Origin of the sequence: Streptomyces ochraceiscleroticus, assembly GCF_000720485.1 — a bacterium.
In the GTDB taxonomy this organism is placed as follows: domain Bacteria; phylum Actinomycetota; class Actinomycetes; order Streptomycetales; family Streptomycetaceae; genus Streptomyces; species Streptomyces ochraceiscleroticus.
This window is the reverse complement of record NZ_JOAX01000016.1, coordinates 1-25,821: the sequence shown is the minus strand read 5'-3', so window position 1 is coordinate 25,821 and position 25,821 is coordinate 1. Positions and strand designations below refer to the sequence as shown.

24 protein-coding genes are annotated in these 25,821 nt (G+C 72.5%); 6 read left to right on the top strand and 18 right to left on the bottom strand.

The window, feature by feature from the left end:
* Positions 1-51 precede the first annotated feature (51 nt).
* On the bottom strand, positions 52-1,287 hold the full coding sequence (locus IG84_RS0120485; protein ID WP_031059177.1) for an ROK family transcriptional regulator: 1,236 nt from the start codon (positions 1,285-1,287) through the stop codon (positions 52-54).
* 76 nt (positions 1,288-1,363) lie between these two features.
* On the opposite strand from IG84_RS0120485, the gene IG84_RS0120480 reads away from it, so the two are divergent.
* Positions 1,364-2,581, top strand: a complete 1,218-nt coding sequence (locus IG84_RS0120480; RefSeq protein WP_031059176.1) for an MFS transporter — start codon at positions 1,364-1,366, stop codon at positions 2,579-2,581.
* A 51-nt stretch (positions 2,582-2,632) separates the two neighbouring features.
* On the opposite strand, the gene IG84_RS0120475 is transcribed toward IG84_RS0120480, so the two are convergent.
* Entirely contained in the window at positions 2,633-3,109 is a 477-nt protein-coding gene (locus tag IG84_RS0120475; RefSeq protein WP_031059175.1) for an acyl-CoA thioesterase, read from the bottom strand.
* A gap of 266 nt (positions 3,110-3,375) precedes the next feature.
* On the opposite strand from IG84_RS0120475, the gene IG84_RS0120470 reads away from it, so the two are divergent.
* On the top strand, positions 3,376-4,782 hold the full coding sequence (locus tag IG84_RS0120470; RefSeq protein WP_037800668.1) for a uracil-xanthine permease family protein: 1,407 nt from the start codon (positions 3,376-3,378) through the stop codon (positions 4,780-4,782).
* 330 nt (positions 4,783-5,112) lie between these two features.
* Here IG84_RS0120470 and IG84_RS0120465 read toward each other — a convergent pair whose 3' ends face one another.
* On the bottom strand, positions 5,113-5,805 hold the full coding sequence (locus IG84_RS0120465) for a DUF5995 family protein (RefSeq protein ID WP_031059173.1): 693 nt from the start codon (positions 5,803-5,805) through the stop codon (positions 5,113-5,115).
* Positions 5,806-5,991: 186 nt separating this feature from the next.
* Between IG84_RS0120465 and IG84_RS0120460 the strand changes: the two genes are divergently transcribed.
* Positions 5,992-6,921: an LLM class F420-dependent oxidoreductase gene (locus IG84_RS0120460; protein ID WP_031059172.1), complete on the top strand. Its 930-nt coding sequence runs from the start codon at positions 5,992-5,994 to the stop codon at positions 6,919-6,921.
* Positions 6,922-7,061: 140 nt separating this feature from the next.
* On the opposite strand, the gene IG84_RS0120455 is transcribed toward IG84_RS0120460, so the two are convergent.
* The 5 genes from IG84_RS0120455 to IG84_RS0120435 form a co-directional block, all read right to left on the bottom strand.
* Positions 7,062-8,753, bottom strand: a complete 1,692-nt coding sequence (locus IG84_RS0120455) for a flavin monoamine oxidase family protein (RefSeq protein ID WP_031059171.1) — start codon at positions 8,751-8,753, stop codon at positions 7,062-7,064.
* 115 nt (positions 8,754-8,868) lie between these two features.
* A complete protein-coding gene (locus IG84_RS0120450; RefSeq protein WP_031059170.1) occupies positions 8,869-9,666 on the bottom strand; it encodes a carbon-nitrogen hydrolase family protein in 798 nt (265 codons plus the stop codon).
* A 225-nt stretch (positions 9,667-9,891) separates the two neighbouring features.
* Complete coding sequence (locus IG84_RS0120445) at positions 9,892-10,347, bottom strand: Lrp/AsnC family transcriptional regulator (protein ID WP_030251514.1); 456 nt, start codon at positions 10,345-10,347, stop codon at positions 9,892-9,894.
* Positions 10,348-10,357: 10 nt separating this feature from the next.
* Entirely contained in the window at positions 10,358-11,839 is a 1,482-nt protein-coding gene (locus tag IG84_RS0120440; protein ID WP_031059169.1) for an amino acid permease, read from the bottom strand.
* A gap of 423 nt (positions 11,840-12,262) precedes the next feature.
* Positions 12,263-13,699 carry a GuaB1 family IMP dehydrogenase-related protein gene (locus IG84_RS0120435; protein ID WP_031059168.1) on the bottom strand — a complete coding sequence of 479 codons (1,437 nt, stop codon included), beginning with the start codon at positions 13,697-13,699 and terminating at the stop codon, positions 12,263-12,265.
* A 285-nt stretch (positions 13,700-13,984) separates the two neighbouring features.
* On the opposite strand from IG84_RS0120435, the gene IG84_RS0120430 reads away from it, so the two are divergent.
* On the top strand, positions 13,985-14,968 hold the full coding sequence (locus IG84_RS0120430) for a hypothetical protein (protein WP_157848920.1): 984 nt from the start codon (positions 13,985-13,987) through the stop codon (positions 14,966-14,968).
* A 133-nt stretch (positions 14,969-15,101) separates the two neighbouring features.
* Here IG84_RS0120430 and IG84_RS0120425 read toward each other — a convergent pair whose 3' ends face one another.
* Positions 15,102-15,518 (bottom strand): hypothetical protein, encoded by a 417-nt coding sequence (locus IG84_RS0120425; RefSeq protein WP_031059162.1) that lies wholly within the window; start codon positions 15,516-15,518, stop codon positions 15,102-15,104.
* 103 nt (positions 15,519-15,621) lie between these two features.
* Between IG84_RS0120425 and IG84_RS0120420 the strand changes: the two genes are divergently transcribed.
* A complete protein-coding gene (locus IG84_RS0120420; protein ID WP_031059160.1) occupies positions 15,622-16,071 on the top strand; it encodes a GNAT family N-acetyltransferase in 450 nt (149 codons plus the stop codon).
* A 32-nt stretch (positions 16,072-16,103) separates the two neighbouring features.
* Here the strand turns inward: IG84_RS0120420 and IG84_RS0120415 are convergent, their stop codons facing one another.
* From IG84_RS0120415 to fmt, 9 genes are all read right to left on the bottom strand, one after another.
* Positions 16,104-16,625, bottom strand: a complete 522-nt coding sequence (locus tag IG84_RS0120415; protein WP_078649113.1) for a barstar family protein — start codon at positions 16,623-16,625, stop codon at positions 16,104-16,106.
* A gap of 77 nt (positions 16,626-16,702) precedes the next feature.
* Positions 16,703-17,686: a sugar-binding transcriptional regulator gene (locus tag IG84_RS0120410; protein ID WP_030251537.1), complete on the bottom strand. Its 984-nt coding sequence runs from the start codon at positions 17,684-17,686 to the stop codon at positions 16,703-16,705.
* 235 nt (positions 17,687-17,921) lie between these two features.
* Positions 17,922-18,605, bottom strand: a complete 684-nt coding sequence (gene rpe, locus IG84_RS0120405; RefSeq protein ID WP_030251539.1) for a ribulose-phosphate 3-epimerase — start codon at positions 18,603-18,605, stop codon at positions 17,922-17,924.
* Positions 18,606-18,646: 41 nt separating this feature from the next.
* A complete protein-coding gene (locus IG84_RS0120400; RefSeq protein WP_037800666.1) occupies positions 18,647-19,858 on the bottom strand; it encodes a M20 family metallopeptidase in 1,212 nt (403 codons plus the stop codon).
* Positions 19,855-21,282 carry an MFS transporter gene (locus IG84_RS0120395; RefSeq protein WP_078649111.1) on the bottom strand — a complete coding sequence of 476 codons (1,428 nt, stop codon included), beginning with the start codon at positions 21,280-21,282 and terminating at the stop codon, positions 19,855-19,857. Before IG84_RS0120395 ends, IG84_RS0120400 begins: the two co-directional genes overlap by 4 nt.
* Before the next feature lie 99 nt (positions 21,283-21,381).
* Positions 21,382-22,014, bottom strand: a complete 633-nt coding sequence (locus IG84_RS0120390) for a TetR/AcrR family transcriptional regulator (protein WP_051862083.1) — start codon at positions 22,012-22,014, stop codon at positions 21,382-21,384.
* Positions 22,015-22,212: 198 nt separating this feature from the next.
* Positions 22,213-23,640, bottom strand: coding sequence for an RsmB/NOP family class I SAM-dependent RNA methyltransferase (locus tag IG84_RS0120385; RefSeq protein ID WP_031059149.1), 1,428 nt, complete (start codon positions 23,638-23,640; stop codon positions 22,213-22,215).
* Positions 23,641-23,683: 43 nt separating this feature from the next.
* Positions 23,684-24,124 carry a hypothetical protein gene (locus IG84_RS0120380; RefSeq protein ID WP_031059146.1) on the bottom strand — a complete coding sequence of 147 codons (441 nt, stop codon included), beginning with the start codon at positions 24,122-24,124 and terminating at the stop codon, positions 23,684-23,686.
* 91 nt (positions 24,125-24,215) lie between these two features.
* Complete coding sequence (fmt, locus tag IG84_RS0120375; protein ID WP_031059144.1) at positions 24,216-25,154, bottom strand: methionyl-tRNA formyltransferase; 939 nt, start codon at positions 25,152-25,154, stop codon at positions 24,216-24,218.
* 230 nt (positions 25,155-25,384) lie between these two features.
* On the opposite strand from fmt, the gene IG84_RS0120370 reads away from it, so the two are divergent.
* Positions 25,385-25,821, top strand: a 437-nt coding sequence (locus tag IG84_RS0120370) for a hypothetical protein (protein ID WP_031059142.1), incomplete at its 3' end; no start/stop codon positions are given.

The following is a 25,821-nucleotide window of genomic DNA, read 5'->3' as shown; positions in this document are numbered from 1 at the left end:
CCCGCCGTTCGTCAGCGCGTCCCGCCGTTCGCCGGTGCGCCGCGTCGTCCGTCAGTGCGCCGCGTCGTCCGGGGTGAAGAGGTCGTCCTGGGCCGCGTCCTTGGCGGCGAGCACGGCACCGCGGAGCACGGCGCCGCCGCCCACCGTGCCCGCGCGGACCTCGGTGTACAGGGGCGACATGCGGGCCGTGTACGTGGCCACCCGGGTGGCCAGCGCCTCGCCGCCGGCCCGGCCGATCTCGCCGCCGAGCACGACACAGCCGGGGTCGAGCACGGCGGCCACCGCGGCCACGCCGACGGTGACGCGCCGCGCGAGCGCGTCGAGGAAGCCGGCGCCGGCCGGTCCGGCGGCCACGGCCGCGCGGACGACGTGTTCGGCGGGCGGGGCGTCCGTACCGCCTTCGGTGTGCGCGGGGGCGAAGCCGTACTCCGCCGCGAGTTCCACGATCGCCGGGGAGGCGGCGAGGGCGTGGAAGCCGCCGTCGCAGCCCGCGGCGGTGGGCAGCGCCGGCGTGCCGGGCACGGGCAGGAAGCCGATCTCGCCGGTGCCGCCGGAGGCGCCGCGGCGGAGCCGGCCGTCCAGGAACACCGCGGCGCCCACGCCGTGGCCCAGCCACAGGAGGACGAAGGTGTCGCGGTCGCGGGCCGCGCCGTCCCGGCATTCGGCGATGGCCGCGAGGTTGACCTCGTTCTCCAGGAGCAGCGGCGCTTCGAGGCGCTCGCGCAGCCCGGCGACCAGCGCGCCGTGCCAGGAGGGCAGCGTTCCGGTGCCGGTCAGCCGTCCGGTGGCGGGGTCGACGAGGCCGGGGGCGCCGACCGCGACGGTGTGCGGACGGACCCCGCCGGCGCGCGCCAGCGCCCGGTCCAGCGCGGCGTACACGCCGGTCACCGCGTCCTCCGGGGCCGCGCCCTCGGCGACCGGTACGGACTCCTGCGCGCGGACGGTGCCGAGCAGGTCGGCGACGGCGACGGTGACGCCGTGCGTGCGGACGTCGATGCCGGCGAGGTGGGCGCGGTCGGCGACGATGCCGTAGAGCCGGGCGTTGGGGCCGCGGCGGTCGGCGCCCGTCTCGCCGACGACCGTGATCAGCCCGGCGGCCCGCAGCCGGTCGACGAGGTCGGCCACCGTGGGCCGGGACAGCCCGGTCCGCACCTTGAGCTGATGGGCCGTCAGCGGGCCCTCGGCTTCCAGAAGTTGAAGGGCGATGCGGTCATTGATGGCCCGCGCGGTGCGCGGCGACGCGGTACGGGATGCCGTACGGCCGGTGCGCGCGGAGGTGTCAGGCATGGCCGAATCCTTCCAGAGCACACGCGCCGCGAATAATCGGAGATTAATAGGCAGGGTCCCTGCTAGTTTGACGGCCATGCCCGCCAACGGTGATTCCGACCCGTCCGCGCTCCCCCGCCAACTGCGCCGCGCCCGCTGGTCGGTGGCGCTGGTCTTCCTCGTACACGGCTCGGTGACCGGCAACTTCGCCACCCGCGTCCCCTGGATCCAGGAGCACACCGGCGTCAGCGCCGGACAGCTCGGACTCGCGCTCGCGTTCCCGGCGATCGGCGCGTCCCTGGCGATGCCGCTGGCCGGGCGGATCAGCCACCGCTTCGGCGCCCGTACGGCGCTGCGCGGCCTGCTCGCCCTGTGGACGCTGGCCCTGACGCTGCCCGCCCTCTCCCCGAACCTGTACACGCTCTGCGGCGCGCTGCTGGTCTACGGCGCGACGGCCGGGATGTCGGACGTGGCGATGAACGCGCTCGGTGTGGAGACCGAGAACCGCCTGGACCGGCCGATCATGTCCGGGCTGCACGGCATGTGGAGCGTGGGCGCGCTGCTCGGCTCGGCGGCCGGCACGGTCGCGGCGCACACCGGTACCGACGCCCGCCTCCATCTCGCGCTCGCCGCGGGCGTGCTGACCGTGCTGGGCGCGGTCTTCTGCCAGGGCGTACTGGACCTGCGCAGCGCCCCCGACGAGCACCCGCCGCCGCGGTTCGCGCTGCCCCCGAAGTCCGCGCTGATCATCGGCGCGGTCGGGTTCTGCGCGGTGTTCGCCGAGGGCGCGAGCCTGGACTGGTCGGCGGTGTACCTGCGGGACGTGCTGGGCACGTCGGCGGGGCTCGCGGCCGGCTCGACGACCGCGTTCGCCTGCACGATGGCGGCCGCCCGGCTGGCCGGCGACCACGTGGTGGCACGCTTCGGAGCGGTGCGCACGGTACGGACGAGCGGCGTGCTGGCCACGGCGGGCGGGCTGCTGATCATCGCGGCGCAGCACCCGGCCATGGCGGTGGCGGGCTTCGCACTGATCGGGCTGGGCATCGCGGTGGTCGTGCCGCTGGCGTTCGCGGCGGCGGGCCGCAGCGGCCCGGCGCCGAGCCAGGCCATCGCGGGCGTCGCGACGATCACGTACACCTCGGGCCTGATCGCGCCCTCCGCGATCGGCTCGATCGCCCAGGCCACCTCGCTGACCGGCTCCTTCGTGCTGGTCACGGTGCTGGCTCTGGGGCTGATACTGGGCGCGGGCGTACTCCGCGTACCGGAGCGCCGCGCGTCCGTGAGCTCGGCGACCTTCGATCTGAAGGGCTCGTGACCGCGGGCGATGCAGGGCTCGCAACCCGGCACTCCGGGCAGCGGCCGGCGGTCAGCTCGCGTCCGGCAGCGCCTCCGGGCGGGCGAGCTTGCGGGCTATCGCGCGGGCCTCGTCGGTCCAGGGCGTGGGCCGCAGGGTCTGCGCGTCCACGCGGACCAGGATGCGGTGGCCCTGCGCGTACGTGGTGCCGCCGTCCGCCGAGCAGACCCGGAAGCCGTAGGTGAGGCTGGTCCGGCCCAGCTTCTCGACCCACAGGTGCGCGGCGTAGGTGCCGGGACGGGTGATCGGCGCCTCGTAGGAGACGCGCATCTCCTTGATGACGTTGGCCATGTCGCCGGCGGTCGCCCAGTCGCCCGTGAAGCCGAAGCCGTGACCGTGCCAGTAGTCGCCCCAGGCGCGCTCGACGAGCAGCGGGAAGCGCGAGTTGTGGAGCATCCCGAGCGCGTCGAGGTCGTCGAAGTGGACCGTCACGGGGACCAGGTCCCCGAAGGGGAGGGACTCGGCGGTATACGGGGCGGGGGCGCTCACGGTCGTGCTCCTGATGGTGCGGTACGGAAGGGACATCTGCGGTACGGCTGCGGTACAGCGGTACCGATGCGGTGAAGATGTGTTCAAAAGTTGAACCATCCCATCGTAAGCATGTGCTTAGACTGCTTCCGCGCCGGGCCGAGTGACCGAGACCATGCGCCGCCAATCCGCCCACAGCCGGAGGAAGCGGACTCGGCCCGCACTAACATTGGCCGGTCACCGCCGGTCGGTGACCTGATGACGACTTGACGAGAACGGGAGCATTCATGGGCCTCGGCGTGCGCTGGACCCTCCACGGAGACGGGCGCACCCCGGCGCCGGGAGCCGTGGTCAGGCCCGACGAGCGGCTGACCTGGCCGCGTACCGCGGGCCTCGGCGCGCAGCACGTGGTGGCGATGTTCGGGGCGAGTTTTGTGGCGCCGGTCCTCATGGGCCTGGACCCGAACCTCGCGATCATGATGTCCGGCGTCGCGACGATGATCTTCCTGCTGGCGACCCGCGGCCGGGTGCCCTCCTACTTGGGCTGCAGTCTCTCCTTCGTGGGCGTCGCGGCGGTCATCCGGGCGCAGGGCGGTACGAGTGCCACGGTGACCGGCGCGGTCCTCGTGGTCGGCGCGGTGCTCTTCGCCATCGGGCTCGCCGTCCAGAGGTTCGGCGCGCGGATCATCCACGCGGCGATGCCGCCGGTCGTCACCGGCGCCGTCGTCATGCTGATCGGCTTCAACCTCGCGCCGGTGACCGCGAGCACGTACTGGCCGCAGGACCAGTGGGTGGCGCTGCTGACCATGCTCGTCACCGGGCTGGCCGTGGTCTGTCTGCGCGGCTTCTGGTCGCGCATCGCGATCTTCCTGGGGCTCGTCTTCGGGTACCTGATCTCCTGGGTCTTCGACGCCGTGTTCGGGATGATCCACTCGCAGAACGCCGCCGGGAAGGTCACCGACCACTGGCGGCTGGACTTCTCGGCCGTCGCCCGGGCCGACTGGGTGGGCCTGCCGTCCTTCCACGGGCCCAGCTTCAGCTGGTCGGCGATCCTGGTCGCGCTGCCGGTGGTGATCGCGCTGGTCGCCGAGAACGCCGGGCACGTCAAGGCGGTCGGCGAGATGACCGGCGACCCGCTGGACGACAAGCTCGGCACCGCGATCTCCGCCGACGGCGCCGCCTCCGTGCTCTCCACCGCGCTCGGCGGCCCGCCCAACACCACGTACTCCGAGAACATCGGCGTCATGGCGGCCACCCGCGTCTACTCCACCGCCGCCTACTGGGCCGCCGCCTGCTTCGCGCTGCTCTTCGGGCTCTGCCCGAAGTTCGGCGCGGTGGTCGCCGCGATCCCGGGCGGGGTGCTCGGCGGCATCACGGTCATCCTGTACGGCATGATCGGGCTGCTCGGCGCGCAGATCTGGGTCCACAACAAGGTCGATCTCCGCAATCCGCTGAACCTCGTCCCGGTCGCCGCGGGCGTCATCATCGGCGTCGGCGGCGTCAGCCTGAAGATCTCCGACAACTTCGAGCTGAGCGGCATCGCCCTGGGCACGATCGTCGTCCTCTCCGGCTACCACGTCCTGCGCGCCCTGGCCCCCGCCCACCTCAAGACGCAGGAACCACTGCTGGACGAGGGGACGTCGGCGTACGACGAGGAGTCGGGCGAGGAGAAGGGCGGGGGCGCGGCTTCGTAGCGCGCCCTGCCGGGTGACGGGCGGCGTCGTCACGCCGTTGGGTGACGGGCGGCGTCGTCACGCCGTTGGGTAGCGGCTGCGTCGTCACGCCGTGACGCACGCGCGGAGCGGTGCGCATACACGCGGAGCAGTGCGCATACACGCGGAGCGCTGCGCATACAGGTGCAGACCTGGAGGCCCCCACCTGGGGGTTACCCAGCGGAGCCGGAGGTTACTCAGCGGAGCCGGGGTCAGCCGACGGGGTTAGCCGACGGAGCGGCGCGCATACAGGTGCACACCCGGGGTCCCCCACCTGGGGGTTACCCGAGTGGGCGGCCGGCGAACCGCCCGTCAGCCGCGCAGCGGCGTCAGGAGCATCTGGCCGACCAGGCCCACGCCCGCGTCCAGCCGTTGCGCGAACTCCTCCCCCACGTCCGGGAGTCCGCGCAGGCTCCACAGCACCCGGGCCGCCGCCCACGCGCCGTCCCGGGCAGCCTCCAGGCTCCACGAGCCGGCCAGGTGGGTCAGCGGGTCCGCGATGTCCAGCAGGTCGGGGCCCGGCATCAGCCGCTCGCGCACCCGCTCCTCCAGACCGGCCAGCACCCGCCCCACCCGGTCGAAGTCGGCCTCCAGCGCAGCCGGTTCGCACTCCAGTACCCGGCAGGTGTCCACCAGGGCGAGCGCCAGATCGTGCCCGATGTGCGCGTTGATCCCTGCCAGCGCGAACTGCAGCGGCTTGACGCCGGGATGGCAGCGGAGCTGGAACAGCGGACGCCAGCAGGCCGGCGGCCGCAGCCCGGCCGTGCCGGAGTCCACCGCGCTCAAGTATCGCAGCGCAAACCGCACGTCCAGCTCGGCCGCCGCGCCCGCGTCCCGGAAGCCGCCCGCGCCGATCTGCCGCCCGACCTCCTCGGTGACCTGCAAGTACACCCGGTTGAACACCGCGACGCCGTCGCGCGGGGGCAGCGCCGCGTCCAGCGCGCGCAGCCGCGCCACGATCTTCGCCACGCCTGCCGTCGCATCCGTCGGCTGCATCGTCGTCATGCGGTCAGCGTGGCAGGGCCGGGGGCCGGGCAGGGACGGCGCGGCGACGCGTGACCGGATCGGGCTAACGATCAGCGCGCGCCGGGGTCGCGCGCCTTTGCGCCCCCGGCAGCCGGAACTCCCGCGGTCCCGGCGGGCGTTGATCGCATGTACACCGCCGGCGAACGGATCCGAAGGAGCACAGACATGGCTGTCCGACTCGGGCTGGGCCTTCCGCAGATGCGGCAGTACGACCTCGGGCGCGACGTGCCGGACGTGGCGCGCGCCGCCGAGCAGACCGGTTACGAAAGCCTCTGGGTCTTCGAGCGCGTGCTCTTCCCCGAGCCCGCGACCCAGGGGTTGTACGGCATACCGGGTCTGCCCTGGCCCGATCAGTACCGCTCGGTGGCCGACCCGCTGGTGACGCTGACGCTGGCCGCCGCGGTGACGGAGCGGGCGCGGCTGGGCACGAGCGTGCTGGTCGCCCCGCTGCACGTGCCCTTCCAGCTCGCCCGCAGCCTCGCCTCGCTGGACGCGGCCAGCGGCGGCCGGGTGATCGCCGGCCTCGGCACGGGCTGGTCCCTGGACGAGTACGCGGCCGCCGCGGTGGCCCCGTTCGAGCGGCGCGGCAAGGTCCTGGACGAGTTGCTGGACGTGTGCCGGGCGGTGTGGGGCCCGGACCCGGTGGCGTACGAGGGCGAGCTGACGACGATCACGCCGTCCGAGGTCGGCCCCAAGCCGGCCCGGCCGATCCCGGTGCTGCTGCCCGCCAGCAGCCCGCGGGCGCTGCGCCGCCTGGTGGACCGCGCGGACGGCTGGATGCCGGTGGGCATGGGCGCCGGGAAGCTGGCCGAGCAGTGGCGGGAGATACAGGAGTTGGCCGGTGAGCGCGGCCGCACGGCCCCGTTCCAGAACGTCCTGCGAGTGAACACCCAGCACACGCCCAAGGCGTACGAGGGCCAGGACCGCGCCCCCTTCCAGGGCAGCGTCGCGCAGATCGTCGACGACCTTGCGGCCCACGCCGAGGTGGGCATCGAGGAGATCCTGCTCGACCTCCAGGGCCGGGCCCGGGACGCGGAGGAGCTGAAGGACCTGGCGGCGGAGGTGTACGAAGCGGCGCGGGCGGCGGGGATATGACGCACGGCCGGGAGGCAAGGGGTCGGCGGACGGGCGGCTGAGTTCTGCGGGGGAGCCGCGCGGCGGCGGCTCCCCCCCGTACCCTCCGTCCCCGAGGCCCGGCCCCGGCCGGCCCCCGTCGGCCGGCCGGGAGGGCGGGCTCAGTCCTCCGGCAGTTCGACCGGGGCGATCTCGTCGTACAGGTCGCCGGGGCCCGGGTTGGTGGCGTCCGTGCCGCCGCCGAAGTGGTGCATCACGCCCCACACGGCATTCAGCGCGGTCTGCACGGCGCCCTCGGCCCAGCCGGCGGTCCAGGAGATGTCATCACCGGCGAGGAAGATGCCGCGCTTGTCCTCGGGAAGGAGGTCCTGCATGAAGTGCGTGAACAGCCGGCGCTGGTAGCGGTAGTGGCCCGGCAGGTTGGCCTTGAACGCGCCCATGAAGTACGGCTCGTTCTCCCAGGACACGGTCACGGGGTTGCCGATGATGTGCTTGCGGATGTCGACCTTCGGATAGATCTCCGAGAGCGACTTCAGCATGACCTCCATGCGCTCGTTGGCGTCCAGCGGCAGCCACTTCAGGCTGTCGTCGCACCAGGTGTAGGAGAGGCAGATGACGGCGGGCTCGTCGGGCCCGTTGTCGAGGAGGTAGGTGCCGCGGGTCATCCGGTCCGTCAGCGTCATCGACATGACGTCCCGCCCGGTGTCCTCGTCCTTGTCCAGCCAGAAGGGCCGGTCGACCGGCACGAAGAGCTTGGAGGACTCCATGTAGTGCGTACGCTCCATCGCCGTCCAGTGGTCGATGGGGAACAGCGCGTCGTCGCACTCGATCTTTGACAACAGCATCCAGGACTGCGCGGTGAAGACGGCCGCCTGGTAGGTGCGGATGTCGCCGGAGGCGTCGGTGACGGTGATCCGGTTGCCGGCGGTGCGGTTCAGCCGGGTCACGGCCGGGCGCGGCGCGCCGTCGTGCAGCGAGGAGAGGGACGTGCCCTGGGCCCAGTGCACGATCTTCGCCGGCTCGCGCTCCCACAGGCGCAGCGGGAGCTGCTGGCTGCCGCCGACGATGCCGCGGTGGTGGTCGTCGGCCTCGGTGTAGACGACGCGGAGGATCTCCAGGATGGAGTTGGGGAAGTCGGTGTCCCAGCCGCCGGTGCCGAAGCCGACCTGCCCGAAGATCTCCCGGTGCCGGAAGGACTTGAAGGCGCTGGAGTCGCAGAGGAAGCCGTAGAAGGTCTGGTTGTCGAGCTTCTCGACCAGCTTGGACCAGATCTCGCGGATGCGCGGGACATCACGCTCGCGAAGGGCGCGGTTCATGTCGGAGAAGTCCGCGCCCTCCTCCAGGCAGGCGTTCCAGGCGTTCATGACCTGGTGGTAGACCTCCGGCAGGTCGTCCACGGTGCGGGCGTAGTGCGACTCGCCCTTGAGGTCGACGACGGTGGAGGGGGTGTCGGGCGCGAGCGGGTTGGGGAACGGCTTGGTCGTAAGGCCGACCAGGTCGATGTAGTGCTGCAGCGCCGTGGAGGACGGCGGGAAGCGCATCGCGCCCATCTCGGCGGTGAGCGAGGAGTCGCAGCCCTCGAAGCCGACGGTGCGCAGCCGGCCGCCGATCTGATCCGCCTCGTAGACGACGGGCTTGAGGCCCATCTTCATCAGCTCGTAGGCGGTGACGATGCCGGAGAGGCCGCCGCCGATGACCGCGACCTCGGTGCCGTGCTCGGTCGCGGGTATCTGGCCCAGGCCCGCCGGGTGGGCGAGGAAGTCGTCGTACGCGAAGGGGAAGTCCGGTCCGAACATGGTGATCGGCGGCTGCGCGTCGGTGTGCTGGACGGCGGTGGGCACCGTGGACGTCATGGGGGCGAGACTCCTTGCGAAACAGCGCAAAAGCGACAGGGAAAGGGCAGGCGGGACCGGGCCGGGCACGGTCGGTACGTGCCGGCCGGGAGGGGCCGGCCGGCACGGGGTGGGGTCAGCTCAGCGAGCCGTACAGCTCCGGGCGGCGGTCGGCGAGGTAGGTGTTGGCCGTGCGGGAGGCCGCGAGGAAGCCGGGGTCGACGTCCCCGTAGACCACTTCCTCGCCGCGTCCGGCGCGGGCCCGTACGACTCCGTCGGGCCCGGCCAGCGTGGAGAGTCCGACGAACTCGAACTCGCCCTCGGGGCCGGTGCGGTTGACGTACGCGATGTAGAGCTGGCTTTCGAAGGCCCGTACGGGGATGACCGACTCGGCGACGAACTGGTAGGGGTGCATCTGCGCGGTGGGCACCACCAGGAAGTCGGTACCGGCCAGCGCGTGCGCCCGGACGTTCTCCGGGAACTCCACGTCGTAGCAGATCAGCAGGCCGATCCGGACGCCGTTCAGCTCGGCCTGCACGACGGGCTGGTCGCCGGGGGTGAACCACTCCTGCTCGAAGCAGCCGAAGAGGTGCGTCTTGCGGTAGTTCGCGAGCCGGGTGCCGTCCGGGCCGATGAGCTGGACGGCGTTGTGGACCACCGCACCGTCGCGCTCCGGATAGGCGTAGGCGACGGCGATGCCGTGCTCGGCGGCGATCCGGGCCACCTCGTCGGCGCTCTCGCCGTCGGCGGGCTCGGCCAGCCGGTGCACATCCGCGCCGATCGCGTACCCGGTCAGGTACATCTCCGAGGTCACCAGCAGCCCGGCGCCGGATGCCGCGGCGTCCGCCGCGGCCCGCTCCAGTGCCTTGAGGTTGTACGCCACGTCTCCGGGCCGTCCCGAACTCTGGAGCAGGGCGGTGCGCAGCGAAGACATGGGACCCCTCGGATGGTGCGTACGGCACGGACGGTGCGTACGGGCTTTCGGAAGACGTCTAGACGGTACGGTCCGCGGCGCAAGTGGTACAAGGCTGCACCATTGCGCCTCACGTACCGATTCGTTGCGCCTTCCGAGCCGCTTCCGGCGATTCGTTGCGCCCGGGAGCCCGAAGGGCGGCGCGCCGGACCGGGGACCGAAAGATCGGGCCGGGGAGCCGGAGGATCAGACCGGGGAGCCGGAGGAGAAGCGCCGCAGGAGGGGCGAGAGGACGAGGACGGACTTGGTCCGCTCGACGAAGTGCTCGCCGGCGATGCGCTCCAGGACGCGCTCGAAATGGCGCATGTCCGAGGCGAAGACCTGCACGATGGCGTCCGCCTCACCGGTCACGGTGGAGGCGGACGCCACTTCGGGGTAGCGCGCGAGGCCGCGGTGGATGGCCTCGGGCGAGGTGTTGCGACGGCAGTACAGCTCGACGAAGCCTTCGGTCTCCCAGCCGAGCGCCGCCGGGTCCACCCGTACGGTGAACCCGGTGATGGCGCCCTCGTTCCGCAGCCGGTCCACCCGGCGTTTGACGGCCGGGGCCGAGAGCCCGACCTCCTGACCGATGTCGGCGTAGGAGCGGCGGGCGTCCTCAGCCAGGGCGTGGACGATGCGTTCGTCGAGGTCGTTCAGTCGCACGGGCGGTGGTTCACTTCTCTGCTGTGGCCAATCGGGAGCGGCGCATGCCGTAAGCGAAGTAGAACACGAGACCCGCCGCCATCCAGACTCCGAAGACCATCCACGTGACGGCGTCGAGGCTGCCCATCATCCAGATGCAGAGCAGGAAGCCGACCGCGGGGAAGAGCGGCGCCAGCGGCGTACGGAAGGTGCGCGGCATGTCCGGGCGGGTCTTGCGCAGCACGATGACCGCGATGTTGACCAGCGCGAACGCGAAGAGCGTGCCGATGCTGGTGGCGTCGGCGAGCTGGCCGAGCGGCACGGCGGCGGCCAGGATGCCGCAGAAGAGCGAGACGATCACGGTGTTGGCGCGGGGCGCGCCGGTCTTCGGGTGGACCTTGGAGAAGACCTTGGGCACCAGGCCGTCGCGGGACATCGCGAAGAGGATGCGGGTCTGGCCGTAGAGCACGGTCAGCACGACGGACGCGATGGCGACGACCGCGCCGAGGGCGAGCAGCACGGCCCAGAAACCCTGGCCGGTGACGTCCTTCATGATCCCGGCGAGCGCGGCCTCGGCACCGTCGAACTGCTTCCAGGGCAGCGCGCCCACGGCGACCGCCGCGACCAGGCAGTACAGCGCGGTGACGATCACCAGCGAGAGCATGATGGCGCGCGGCAGGTCGCGCTGCGGGTTCTTGGCCTCCTCGCCGGCCGTGGAGGCGGCGTCGAAGCCGATGTAGGAGAAGAAGAGCGTGGCGCCGGCGGCGCTGACGCCCGCCATGCCGAGCGGCATGAAGGGGGCGTAGTTCCCGGCGCGGATGCCCTGGAAGGCGACGCCGCAGAAGAGCAGCAGCGCGGCGATCTTCACCGCGACCATGATCGTGTTGGCCCGGGCGCTCTCCTTCGCGCCGCCCAGCAGGAAGGCCATGGCGAGCAGCACGACCAGGAGCGCGGGCAGGTTGAAGATGCCGCCGTCACCGGGCGGCGCGGCGATCGCCTCGGGGATGGTGAAGCCGAAGGTGCCGGACAGCAACTCGTTGAGGTACTGCCCCCAGCCCACCGCGACCGCGGCCACGGACACGCCGTACTCCAGGATCAGGCACCAGCCGCAGATCCAGGCGACCAGCTCACCGAGCGTGGCGTACGCGTAGGAGTACGAGGAGCCTGAGACCGGGATGGTGCCTGCCAGCTCGGCGTAGGACAGCGCCGAGAAGAGCGCCGTGATGCCGGCGATCACGAACGAGATGATGACCGCGGGGCCCGCGTCCGGCACCGCCTCGCCCAGCACGACGAAGATGCCGGTGCCGAGCGTGGCGCCGATGCTGATCATCGTGAGCTGCCACATGCCCAGGGAGCGGCGCAGCGTACCGCCCTCCCCCTGGCCGCCTTCGGCCACCAGGCGTTCGACGGGCTTGCGCCGCATCAGCGTGCCGAGCGGCCCGGGGCGGGACGGAGGCTGCTGCGGCTGGGGGTCGCTGCCCTCGGTGGGAGGGGCTGCGCCGTGGTCCAACACTGGGGTGGCTCCTTTATCGCTGCCGTTCCGGCGGCGGTGACCGGGGCGGCCCGTGCACGGGCAGCATGAAGCAACCCGCACGGGACCCGCCGAGCGGACGGTCCCCGCCACTCCACGTAATTAACTTGCCTGACCTTAAGGCCCACGTGTGACCTGCCGTAATGCGGGTTCTTTGCGCATACGCGCATGATCCTTGCGCACGAATCGCCACGGCGGCCATTTGTTGCGCGCCCGGGGCGTGTTGAGGCCATGGATTCGAAGGAGCGACATTTCGGCCGGACGGGCGACCGCGGCCGGAAGTAATCGATCTCACGCGTCGGCGCGGCCGGGAGAGGGCGCTCGGCGCCTCGGAACGCGGACGGGCCCGGTCCCGCACGTATGACGTGCGGGACCGGGCCCGTCAGGAACGCTGAAGCGCGTCGCCTACCAGCTGTTGTGCAGCGGCTTGCCCTCGGCGTAGCCGGCCGCGCTCTGCACGCCGACGACGGCCTTGTCGGCGAACTCCGCGAGGTTCGAGGCACCCGCGTAGGTGCAGGAGGACCGCACGCCCGCGATGATCGAGTCGATCACGTCCTCGACGCCGGGGCGGGCCGGGTCGATGAACATCCGCGAGGTGGAGATGCCCTCCTCGAAGAGGCCCTTGCGGGCCCGGTCGTACGCCGACTCCTCGCTCGTGCGGTTGCGCACCGCGCGCGCCGAGGCCATGCCGAAGCTCTCCTTGTAGAGCCGGCCGTCGGCGGTCTGCTGGAGGTCGCCGGGCGACTCGTACGTACCGGCGAACCACGAGCCGATCATGACGTTGGACGCGCCGGCGGCCAGCGCCATGGCGACGTCGCGCGGGTGCCGCACGCCGCCGTCCGCCCAGACGTGCTTGCCGTACTTCTTGGCCTCGGCGGCGCACTCCAGGACGGCGGAGAACTGCGGGCGGCCCACGCCGGTCATCATGCGGGTGGTGCACATGGCGCCCGGGCCGACGCCGACCTTGATGATGTCCGCGCCGGCCTCGATGAGGTCGCGCACGCCGTCGGCGGCGACGATGTTGCCCGCGACGATCGGGACCTGCGGGTCCAGCGCCCGGACCGCCTTGACCGCGCTGATCATGGACTCCTGGTGGCCGTGCGCGGTGTCCACGACGAGCGTGTCCACGCCCGCGGCCAGCAGCGCCTTGGCCTTGCCCGCCACGTCGCCGTTGATGCCGACGGCGGCGGCGATGCGCAGCTTGCCGTCGGCGTCGGTCGCCGGGGTGTAGAGCGTCGCGCGCAGGGCGGCCTTGCGGGTGAGGATGCCGACGAGCTGGCCGTCCGCGCCGACCGCGGGGGCGAGCTTGCGGTTGGCGGCGTCGAGCTGGTTGAACGCCTCGCGGGGGTCGATATCGGCGTCCAGGACCAGCAGGTCCCGGGACATGACCTCGGCGACCTGGGTGAAGCGGTCCACGCCGGCCAGGTCGTGCTCGGTGACGATGCCGATGGGGCGGCCGCCCTCGACGACGATGCCCGCGCCGTGCGCCCGCTTGGGCAGCAGGGACAGCGCGTCGGCGACGGTCGCGATCGGCGACAGCACGATCGGGGTGTCGAGGACGAGGTGGCGCCGCTTGACCCAGCTCACGACGTCGGTGACGACGTCGATCGGGATGTCCTGGGGGATGACGACGAGACCGCCGCGGCGGGCGACCGTCTCGGCCATCCGGCGTCCGGCGATCGCGGTCATGTTCGCCACGACCAGCGGGATGGTGGTGCCCGTGCCGTCCGGCGAGGAAAGGTCCACGGCCTGCCGGGAGCCGACCGCGGAGCGGTTCGGCACCATGAACACGTCGTCGTACGTCAGGTCGTACGGCGGCTTCGAATCGTTCAGAAATCGCATGCTAACTCTCTCACCTGCGGTTTTGCTTGGGTAGCGGGCGGGGAGTCAGCACCGGTCCGACAGCGGATACAGATCGGCCAACAGCGGATCAGGCATCAAGCTCCTAGTACATCATCGCTGATCCGGTGCCGGAATGACGAGCTTCGGGCGCCGATGGGCCAGGTTCTGTGGCTTCACCCGAGCGGCCCCGCCGACGGCTGTCGCTTCCGCCGAAATCGGGTCCTTACGGCGGACGATACGGACCCGGTCATCGCGCGTAGACGGTTCGGCCCCTAACGTTCCGCCATGGCCAAGAAACGAATTGTTGCAACGGGCGCCGCGGGCGTGTGTGCCTGCGCCGTCCTGGTCACCACCGGCGCCCTGAGCGCCCACGGCGCCGAGGAAGGCACGTGGCAGAAGGTCGGTGACGGGATGACCGGCGGCGTCAGCGGGATGGTCGTGACCAAGGCCGCGGGCGACCGCCTCGACCTGCTCGTGGCCCGCGACAACAAGGACCCCGGTCAGCCGCGGCTCTCGGCCGTACGGCTGGCGCCCGGCCACGCTCCCGCCGTCCGGGACCTGAAGTGGGCCGGGAGCGAGGTGCCCAAGGACCTGGAGTCGCTGGACGCCGTGCCCGGGCGGCCCGGCGAGTACACCACCATGAGCAGCGGGGACAGCGGAAAGTTCCGCCCGACGGTGTACGACGTGACGGTGAGCGGCGGTACGGCGACGGTCCGCTGGTCGGCGCCGCTGCCGGGCACCGAGAAGTACGCGGGCGACGACACGCAGAACTACGAGGCGTTCGCCGTGCACCAGGACCCGGCCACCAAAAAGTACGTGGCGGTCTGGGCCACCCGCGGCAGCAACGGCACCGCCTCCCAGGTGCGGAGCGCCGCCTTCGACCCGGCCGCGGCCGCCCCGGACAAGGTGTTCGGCCACGTCAGCGGGCCGGTGGCGTTCCGCGCGCCGTGGCCGGCGCAGGACGAGGTGCGGCACATCAGCGACCTGAAGATCGCGCCGGACGGGACCGTGGTGCTCTCCTCGGCCCAGGACCCGAACAAGAACTCCGGCCCGTTCAGCTCCGCGGTGTACGAGGCGGGCCGGCTCGGGGTCGACAAGGGACGCCCCGCGCTGAAGCTGAGCAAGCCGGAAGAGGTACGCCGCTACACCACGGCGGACAACCGCAAGATCGAGGCGGTCGCCCTCCTCCCCGACGGCGACCACGCACTGTGGGGCACGGACGACGAGGACTTCGGCGGCTCGGTACTGCAGGACCGCCTGGACGACTGACCCTCGCCACAGCGCAGCACCCGGGCCGGCCGGACTGGTGTGGGCAGGCGCTCTCCCCAGCGCCCACACCAGCCGGCTCCGCCCGTGATCGATCGGATCACAGCGGGAAATGGCCGGGAGTGTCCAGTCAGAACTATGAACTGGCGATCTCCTGCCGGAGTTGGTGGGTGAAGCGGCGGAGGAGGTCCAGCGTCTCCCCGTGCTCGGCCCTGCGGTCCTCCCTGCCTTCGCTGGGCCGGGAGATCCAGACCCGGCGCGCGAGGGCATCGGCGAGGTCGACGGTGTCGTCGGTGCACAGGAGGTAGAGGGCGGAGCGCGCTTCCTGCATGCGGCCCGTCAGCTCGTTGGCCCCGGCACCGTCGTCACTGAGCTGGGTGGCCCGGAGATGGTCGATCAGCTGCACCACAGCCGTGTTGAAGCCGACCCCGGCTTTGAGCTTCTGTTCGCGGAGCCACATGCGGTCCTGCCGGCGCGCGGTGAACCAGGAACCGAACACTGCCCCTATCAGGCCCAGACTGGCACCGATGGCCACGGACAGGACGTTCTCCACAGTCGGCTCCCCCCGGCACACAGACCACGCCAGGCTAATCGACAGCCAGATGGCGGGCCGCCGCGTTACCTGTCCGAAACGGGGTCTCGGCAGAATCCCGGTCATGAAGATCGAACAGGTGGCCTGGGACGACCCGGACGCCGCCGTCCTGCGGGCACAGCAGCGGAGCGAGATCGCCGAGATCTACGGGACCCCGGACAGCGAGCCCGGGGCCCCGCCCTCGGCGGCGGACATCACGGCGTTCTTCGTGGCGTACGAGGACGACGGCATACCGGTGGGCTGCGGCGGCCTGCGCGACCTCGGCGACGGGATCGGCGAGGTCAAGCGGATGTACGTACTGCCGGACCGGCGCGGCTCGGGCGCCGCGGCCGCCGTGCTGCGTGCCCTGGAGGACTGGGCGCGCGCCCGGGGCTGGACCCGCCTCCGGCTGGAGACGGGCGACCGGCAGCACGCCGCGGTCCGCTTCTACACGCGCTCCGGATACACCCGCATCCCGAACTTCGGGGCGTACGCGGGCGTCGCGGCCTCATGGTGCTTCGAGCGGGCGCTGTAGGCGTGCGGTAGACGTGCTACCGGCGCGGGCTCCTACCGGCGGGCCCGCGCCGCGCCGCCCGCGTCACGGGTGAGCAGTACGGCCAGCCCGGTGTCCGTGTCGCGCCAGTGCGCCACCGCGTCGGCGAGGACCGACTCGGCCGCCCGCCACTCCTCCGGCTCGGCCGCGGCATAGCCCTGCCAGGCCCGTACGACCAGCAGCCGGCCGCCGTGCTCCGCCGGCCACCAGGAGAGGTCGCCCAGGCAGTCGGCGAGCGCGTCCCAGTTCCGCCCGAACCATGAGGGCAGGTGCAACGCCGCGGCGGCCCGCGTCATGAACTCCGCCTTGTCGGTGACCCCTTCGAGGTCGAGGACGGTGCCCTGCCAGCCCGCGCTCAGCGCGGCGTCCAGCGCTTCCTGCACGGGCCGCCCCGCGGGCCAGGACAGTACGCCGGGCAGCGTCCGCCCGTCGAGCACCGCGGCCAGCGGCCTGGGCACGCCGTCCGGCGCGGGGCCGGGGGCGCCTGCACGCCGGCCGGCACCCGCCTGGCCGGGGACTCCGGGGGAATCTGGCATGCCGCGATGCTGTCACAGCCCCTGCCGCCGCGCCGGGCGAACGGCCTCCGTACGGCGGACACCGGGCGCAGGTGGCGTCAGGAGTCCGGGTCCGCGCGGTCCAGCGCCGGGCGCGGGCCCGGAGCGGACTCCAGGAGGAGGTAATCGGCCGCTGCGGTGTCCGTGACCAGGCTCGTGACCAGGCCGGACTTCAGGACCGCGCCGATCGCGTGCGCCTTGCGCTGCCCGCCCGCGATGGCGACCACCTCGGGGATCCGGCGCAGCCGGTCGGCCTCGACCGTGATGCAGCGCTCCCCCAGGTCACGGCCGATGCGCCGGCCCTCGGCGTCGAAGAGGTGCGCGGACATCTCCGCGGCGGCGCCGAGCGAGGCGTAGTGCTCGCGCTCGTCCTCCGAGAGCATGTCGTACACCGTCGAGATGCCGGGCGCCCAGGAGCCGATGGACACGCACGCGACGGTGACCTTGTCGAAGTAATCGAACGCCCGCGCGATACCCGTCTGGCCCCGCAGCGCCGCCGCTGTGGCCGAATCCGGCAGCAGCATCGGCGCGTAAATGGGGTGCGCCTCGCCGCCGGAGACGTCGGCGGCGCGGCGGACCGCCTCCACCGAGCCGCTGTCGGCGGTCCCCGCGTCGTACACACCGGTCAGCTGGACCACCGTGCACGGCGGCAGCCGGTGCAGGGCCGACGCCATGTGGATCGTCGAGCGGCCCCAGGCGATGCCGAGCACGTCGCCCTCGGCGACCAGCTCACCGAGCAGGTCGGCGGCGACGTCTCCGAGGTTCTCCGGATCCGGCGCGTCGTCGGAGTCGGCTGCCGACTCCACGACGACGGCGTGCCGCAGGCCGTACCGGGCCCGCAGCGCGTCCGAGCGCTCGGCGTCCAGCTCGGCCGGGACGCGGATCTCGATCCGTACGAGGTCACGCTCCAGTGCCGTCTCCAGCACCCGCGCGACCTTGAAGCGGCTGACGCCGAACTCCTCGGCGATCTGGATCTTGGATTTGCCCTCGAGATAGAACCGGCGGGCCATGGCCGCAGCCTGCACCAGCTCGGCGGGGCCCATCCCGGAATGTGGGCGGCTGGCAACCACGAAAATCTCCCCTACTGCGCACCTGATCGACTCTGCGGTCATCCTTCCAGAAACCCGAGGTCGCCGTGGGCCATGACCCTTCGGCCCGCGATGAACGCTACGTGGCCACGAGGTCAATCCCCGCCGCCCCGGGTGGGGGCCGCACCTGCGCGCGACCCCGGCCGCACCTTCGCACGGCCCGGCCGCGCCTTCGCGCGACCCCGCCGCGTCAGTGCGCGCAGCCCCAGCCCGCCGCCGCGGTCGCGGCGTCGGCCTTGTCCCGCAGCGTACGCACGGCCTTCGCCGGGTCCTCGGCGCCGTACACCGCGGAGCCCGCGACGAAGACGTCGGCGCCCGCCTCGGCGCAGCGCTCGATCGTCTTGTCGGACACGCCGCCGTCCACCTGCAGCCACATCTCCAGACCGTGCTTGGCGATCAGCGCGCGGGTGCGGCGGATCTTCGGAAGCATGATGTCCAGGAACGCCTGCCCGCCGAAGCCCGGCTCAACCGTCATGATCAGCAGCATGTCCAGCTCGGGGAGCAGGTCCTCGTACTGCTCGATGGGCGTGGCGGGCTTCAGCGCCATCGAGGCCCGCGCGCCCTTGGCCCGGATCTCCCGCGCGAGGCGGACCGGCGCGGCCGCGGCCTCGGCGTGGAAGGTGACCGAACCGGCACCGGCCTCGACGTACTGCGGCGCCCAGCGGTCCGGGTCCTCGATCATCAGGTGGCAGTCGAGGGGGGTGTCCGTCGCCTTCCGCAGCGACTCCACGACGGGGACGCCGAGCGTCAGATTGGGCACGAAGTGGTTGTCCATGACATCGACATGGAGCCAGTCAGCGCCCTCGACGGCCTTCGCCTCCTCGGCGAGCCGGGCGAAGTCGGCGGACAGAATGCTGGGGTTGATCAAGGCCATGCCACCAGTATGTCGTGACCGCGCCGACAACCATAAGCGGGTCAGGGGCGCGGGCTCACCGCGTCCTCCTGCGCGCGCTCCCGGGCGGCGGCGCGGCGGTCCGCCTCGGCGAGCAGCCGCGCGCGGTGTCCGGGGACGGCGGCCAGCGAGACGCCCGTCCAGGCCATGGCGACGGCGCCGTCCAGGACCGCGCGGTCGGCGCCCTCGGAGGTGCCGGCGGCGGCGAACTCGGGCGTGTGCTGCCGGGCGCCGCCGGTGTCGTAGCCGATCATCGGGTGGATCGTCGGGAGCAGGTGCGAGACGTTCCCCATGTCGGTGGAGCCGGTGCGCTGCGGCGCGCGCCCGACGGTACGCCCGAGGGCCTCGGCGGCATCCGCGTACAGCTCGGCCACTGTTGTGTCCTGCCGCAGGTCGGCGAAGTCGTGCCCGTGCGGTTCCATCCGGAGTTCCGTACCGGTCGCCAGCGCGCCCGCCTCGAAGCAGGCCCGTACCCGCTCCTGGAGGGTGCGCAGCGACTCAAGGGTGGGCGAGCGCACTTCGTACCGGGCGGCGGTCCGGGCGGGGATGACGTTGGCGGCCTGGCCGCCGTCCGTGATGATGCCGTGCACGACGCTCTCCGGGGGCAGTTGCTGGCGCAGCAGGCCGAGCCCGGTCTGGGCCACGGTGAGCGCGTCCAGGGCGTTGCGGCCCTCCCAGGGAGCTGCGGCGGCGTGCGCCGGGCGTCCGGTGTAGGCGATGTTCCAGGAGCCGATGGCCAGCGAGCCGTTGCCCACGGTGTCGGCGTCGTTCGCGTGCACCATCATCGCGACGGCCACGTCGTCGAAGAGCCCGTCCTCGATCATGTGCACCTTGCCGCCGCCGTCCTCCTCCGCCGGGGTGCCGAGCAGCTTGACGGTGATGCCGAGGTCGTCGGCGACCTCGCCGAGGGCGAGGGCCGCGCCGAGCGCCGCCGCCCCGTTGACGTTGTGCCCGCAGGCATGGCCCATCCCGGGCAGCGCGTCGTACTCCGCGCACAGGCCGACGACCAGCTCGCCGCTGCCGCGGACCGCGGTGAAGGCGGTGGGCAGCCCGGCCACGCCGCGCTCGACGGCGAATCCGGCCCGCTCGGCGAGCCCGGCCAGCGCGGCCGCCGAGCGGTGCTCCTCGAAGGAGAGCTCGGGGTCGGCGTGCAGTTGGTGGCTGAGGCCGAGCAGCGCCGGCCGCCAGGACTCGGCGGCGTCGCGCGCGGTGCGGTGGTGGGCGGTGAGCTTCACCGGTGTGCTCCTTCGGGGACGGTGGCGTACGGGGCGGCGGACGCGGCGGGGCGCAGCTTCAGGACGGCCAGCGCGGCGGCCAGCCCGGCTGCGGCGCACAGCGCCCAGCCGGTGGTGTAGCCGCCGAGGGCGACCCGGCCGCCGTCGGTGGCGTACGCGGCGAGCGCGGCGCCGAGTACCGCGGACCCGACGGCGGAGCCCAGGGACAGCACGAGTTCGTTGACGCCGGCCGCGGTCGCGGTGTCCTCCGGCGCGACGGCCTCGACGGTCAGGGTGCGGGTGGCGGACTCGAAGAGCCCCAGCGCGGCGCCGATGAACAGGGACGCGATCAGGTAGTGGGCCAGGCTGGTGTGGCACACGAAGAGGAAGCCGAAGCCGAGCAGTGTCGTGGCTCCGGCCGCGGCCACGGTGACGCGTTCCCCCAGCCTCCGCAGCAGTACCGGGGTGAGGGCAGAGGTGGCCACGCTGGCGAGGGTCATCGGGAGCAGCGCCCAGCCGATGGCGGTCGCGTGCAGCCCGATGCCGTAGCCCAGCGCCCGCGGCGAGGCGCCGAGGAACGTCGCGTTGACGGCGATCGAGCCGATCGTGGCCGCCGAGACGAAGAAGGTCACCACGCTCAGCACGGCCACCCGCGGATTGCGGAACATCCGTACGTCCACGAGCGGTTGCGCCACCCGCAGTTCCAGCGCCCACCAGCCGGCCAGCGCCACGATCCCCACGAGCCCGCAGCCCACGGTCGCGGCCGACGTCCAGCCCCAGGTGGCGCCCTGCGCCAGCGCGACCACCACGCCGACCAGTCCGGCGGTGAGCAGCACGAAGCCCGGTACGTCGAAGCGCCGGGCTTCGGCCGCCGGTGTCGCGCCGTCCGGCAGCAGGAACCCGGCGGCCAGCCCCAGTACGCCCGCGCCCACGCCGATCCACAGGCCGAGCCGGGCGTCGTGCGCGCCGACCGCGCCGGAGACGATGCCCGCGCAGCCGACGGCCAGCAGCAGCGCGCCGACCAGTACGCCGATGCCGCGCCGCGAGGCGGCCTCGCCCTGCTGGTGGCGGAGTACCCCGATCATCAGCGGCATGAAGCCGACCACGCCGCCCTGCAGGGCCGCGCCGAGCGTCAGGAAGGGGAGCGTGGGGCGCACCGCCATGACCAGCGAGCCGAGTACGACCATGACGATCGAGGCCCGGAGGAGCCGCCGGTAGCCGAAGCCGTCGCCGAGCCGGGAGAGGACCGGGGTGAGCACGGCGCAGCTCGCCATCTGTACCACGATGATCCAGTTCTGCTGCGCGGTGCCGAAGCCGGCCTGTGCGCCCAGCCCGGGCAGGATCGGCGGCAGGTACTGCTGGGTGGCGCCGCTGGCGACCTCGACGAGGGCCATGGAGGCGAGCATGGCGCGGGGGCCGAGCGGGGACGTGGTTGATCTGCTCATGACAGATACCTCGGTTCGGAAGGATGCGGTACGCGTACGAGGGCAGGCCGGAGGGGCGGCCCGCCTGCGGAGGCGTACCGAGAAGGGGAATGCCGTGGGTTACGGAGTGGGCTCGGGGGCGTCCGGCGCCGGCAGGCGCGGTACGCACCCGGACATCGCCAGCTCGACCATGGCGTCGGCCTGCGAGTCGAGCAGCGCGTCCGAGCGGACCTCGGTACGGAACATCACCGTGCCCGACCACATGTCGATCAGCAGGTCCACGTCGATGTCCGCCGGCAGATCGCCGCGGGCCACCCCGCGCTGGACCGCGGCGCGCGCGAACTGCCGCCGCGGGCCCAGCACTTCGGTACGGAAGCGGTGCAGCACGGCCGGGTCGCCGATGGTCGCCCACAGGGAGGACAACAGCCTGCCGCGGCTCTCCCCCACGTCCCGCACGATCTGCGCGAAGAGCTCCCGCATCTCGGCGCGGGTGTCCCCGAGGTCGGGGATGTGCTCCACGCCGGCGTTCCGGATGAGCAGCTCGCCGACGAGCGCGGACTTGTTGGCCCAGCGGTTGTAGACCGTCTTACGGGTGACGCCGGCCCGGGCCGCGACCTTCTCGATCGTCAGCTCCTGATAGCCCAGCTCCTCGAGGAGCCCGGCAGCGGCGTCCAGGACCTTGCCGTCCAGCTCGGGGTCTTTGGGACGGCCGCCGCGGGCTGCTTCGGTCTTCGGGGTACGACGCGAACTCATGGTGCACTCCGCAGCGGCAAGGGGAGAGAGGCCGGCGGATCCCCGCCGGCAGGGCAACAACGTACGACGGGCCACCCACCCGGTCAATACTTCAACGGAAACACTCTGTCCCCGATCATCCACCGCACCAAGCCGCACAGGGCCGTACGGCTCCCCGAGTTAGGGCTCAGAGCGTCCCCTAACCAAGGCGCCGCCTTCTCACGCCGTGCGGCGCAGCAGCGCCAGGTACATCGCGTCCGTACCGTGCAGATGCGGCCAGAGCTGGACGTCCGGGCCGTCGCCGAGGGCCGGCACGCCGGGCATCAGCGGCCGGGTGTCCACGAACTCGGCGGCCACGCCCTGCTCCTTCAGCACGTCGTCGACGACCGCGCGGGTCTCCGCCGGGTGCGGCGAGCACGTCGCGTACCCGACGACCCCGCCGACCCGTACGGCCCTCAGCGCCTGCCGCAGCAGGTCGCGCTGGAGCGGCGCGAAGCCGTCCAGGTCCTCGGGGCGGCGGCGCCAGCGTGCCTCCGGGCGGCGGCGCAGCGCACCCAGGCCCGTACAGGGCACGTCCACCAGGACACGGTCGAAGGAGCCGGGGCGCCAGACCGGACGCGTACCGTCGGCGGCGATCACCTCGTACGGCCCGGGATTGCCCGCCAGCGCCCGCGCGACCAGCCGCGCGCGGTGCGGCTGCTTCTCCGCGGCCAGCAGCGCGGCACCGCGCTCGGCGGCCAGCGCACCCAGCAGCGCCGCCTTGCCGCCGGGTCCCGCGCAGGCATCCAGCCAGCGCGCGTCGGGCCCGTCCACCGGCGCACCGGCCAGGGCGAGGGCCACGAGCTGACTGCCCTCGTCCTGCACACCCGCACGGCCCTCCCGTACGGCGTCCAGCGCGCCCGGCTCGCCGCCCTCGGTGAGCCGCACGGCGTACGGCGACCAGCGCCCCGGCAGCCCGTTCTCCTCGCCGACCGCGTCGAGCAGCTCCTCGGGGGTGGACCGGCCGGGCCGGGCGACCAGCGTCACCTCGGGCCGCTCGTTGTCCACCTCCAGCAGGTCCTCGATCCCGGCCCGGCCACCGCCCAGCGCGTCCCACAGCGCCGAGACGACCCACCGCGGATGCGAGTGCACGACCCCGAGGTGGTCCTCCGGATCCTCGTCGTACGGCGGCGCGACGCGCTCCAGCCAGCCGTCCAGATCATTCGCCGCGATCTTCCGCAGCACGGCGTTGACGAACTTGGCCCGCCCGTCCCCCAGCACGACCCGCGCCAGCTCCACACTGGCGCTGACCGCGGCATGCGTGGGAATGCGCGTACCGAGGAGCTGATGCGCCCCCAGGCTCAGCACGTCCAGCACGGGAGGGTCGACCTCCCGCAGCGGCCGGTCCACACACGCCGCGATGATCTCGTCGTACGTGCCCTGCCGGCGCAGCGTCCCGTAGACCAGCTCGGTCGCCAGCGCGGCGTCCCGCCCGTCGAAGTCCCCTTTCTCGCGCGCCTTGCGCAGCAGCGGCGGCAGGACGAGGTTCGCGTACGCGTCCCGCTCGTCGACCGCGCGCAGGGCCTCGAACGCGAGGATGCGTACGGGGTCCTTCTTCGGCCTCCGATGGGGCTTGCTGCCGGGACGACGACGAGGCTGGTCGCTCACGAGAAAGGTGCTCCGCTGCTGACGAGGACGAATCCCATCCAGCCTACCGTCGCAGCAGGTCACCCCAGCCGCCCTGGATCATGGTCTGGAACGCCCATGCCCCGTCCCGTTTCACCAGCACATCGGCATACCGCACCGCCTGCGACCGCCCGCCCACGGTGAACACGGCGTCCGTGAACACCACGGCGAGCGACGCACTCAGAAAATGCGGCGTCCGCGTCGACTCGAACGACACCTCCTCCTCACCACCCATCACCTCACGCATCGTCCGCACGAAGTCCGCCCGGCTCCACTGCCCGGCCCAGCCGTCCCCCTTCGAGTCATCAGTCACGAGATTGAGCGGAAAGACGGCCATGTCCGCCATCCTCTCGACGTCCACCACCGCACTCAGCGCGTCATACCGCGCGAACCACGCGTCCAGCTCCCGGCGGTCCTGCCCGGTCGGGCTGTACCCGGCGGCTTCGGGAACCACGTACTCAGCCATGCGGACCCCTTATTAATCAAGTTTGACTAGTGACTCCGATCCGATACCCGGACCTCGCACTACTCAAACTTGAATAATGGCGGGCCGGGGCTCAGACCCCGAGCCGCTCCCCGGCCTCGATCCGGACGCCGCGCGCCCAGTCCGCCGCGGCCATCGGCTTCTTGCCCTGCGGCTGCACCCACTGGAGCTGGACGGGATGGCTGCCGGTCCCCACGAAGACGGCCTTCTTGGTGGCCGCGATCTCGCCGGGCGCCAGCTCCAGGTCCGTACGGTCGGGCACCGGCGTCAGCGACATGACCTTCAGCCGCTCGTCCCGGAAGAGCGTCCAGGCACCGGGCGCGGGGGCGCAGCCGCGGACCACCCGGTCCACCCGCAGCGCGGGCGCCGACCAGTCGATCTTCGCGTCCTCGACCTCGATCTTCGGCGCGAGCGTGATGCCCTCGGCCGGCTGCGGCACCGCCTGCAGCGTGCCGTCCTCGATGCCGTCCATGGTCGCGGCCAACAGCCCGGCCCCGGCGAACGCGAGCCGGGTCAGCAGATCACCGCTGGTGTCCGTCGGCCGGACGTCCTCGGTCAGCACGCCATAAACGGGACCGGAGTCCAGCCCCTCCTCGATCCGGAACGTCGAAGCACCGGTCACCTCGTCACCCGCCAGCACCGCGTGCTGGACCGGCGCCGCGCCACGCCACGCGGGCAGCAAGGAGAAGTGCAGGTTCACCCACCCGTGCGCGGGAATGTCCAGCGCGGACTTCGGGAGCAGCGCGCCGTACGCCACGACCGGGCAGCAATCGGGCGCGATCTCGCGCAGCCGGGCCTGGAAGTCCTCGTCCCGCGGCCGGGCGGGCTTGAGCACCTCGATGCCGGCCTCCTCGGCGCGCTGCGCGACCGGGCTGGCGACGAGCCGGCGGCCGCGTCCGGCCGGGGCGTCCGGCCTGGTCACAACGGCCACCACCTCGTGCCGGTCCGACGCGATCAGGGCGTCAAGGGCGGGCAGGGCGACCTCGGGGGTGCCGGCGAAGACGAGCCTCATGGGTGGCGTACTACCTCTCAGCGCTACGGAAAGACACACCAGTCTATGGGGCGTCAGTACCGGGGGCGTACGGGTTACCGCGCGCCCCAGCTAAAAGCTCGTACGCCCCCATACCGTGACCCCACCCGGCGCTGTCGCGTTGGTCAAACGACATTGACCACAGCGGACCACTGACCCGGTCCACGTAATCCGTCTTCTTCCGCATCAACGCCGGTTCGAGAGGCTTGTTCATGGCCGACCACGCAACCCACGACGCCCAGGCACGCGCCAGTCTCCATCTACTGGTGCGGGACATCGAGCGGGTCCGCCGGCAGGTGGACGCACTGCGCACGCTCACCGCACAGCTCGGCAACGTCTACCGTCCGCGGCGCACCGGCCCGTCCACGGGCTTCGTCGTGTACGGGCGCGCCCCGGCACCCACGGTGCGCCTCGCCCAGGAGCTGCGGGACAGCGTCGAGACGCTCGTCACGGCCGCGGTCGACTTCGACCGTTCGCTCGGCTTCTCGTGGGACGCGGTCGGTTCGGCACTCGGCGTCACCAAGCAGGCGGTCCACCGCCGCTACGGCGCCCGCCGCGCCACCACCCAGCCCCCCACCGACGCCCAGGACACCCCGCGCGCCCCCGAGCCCACGGCCCCCCGCCCGGTCTCCGTGTCCCCGGCCCCCTC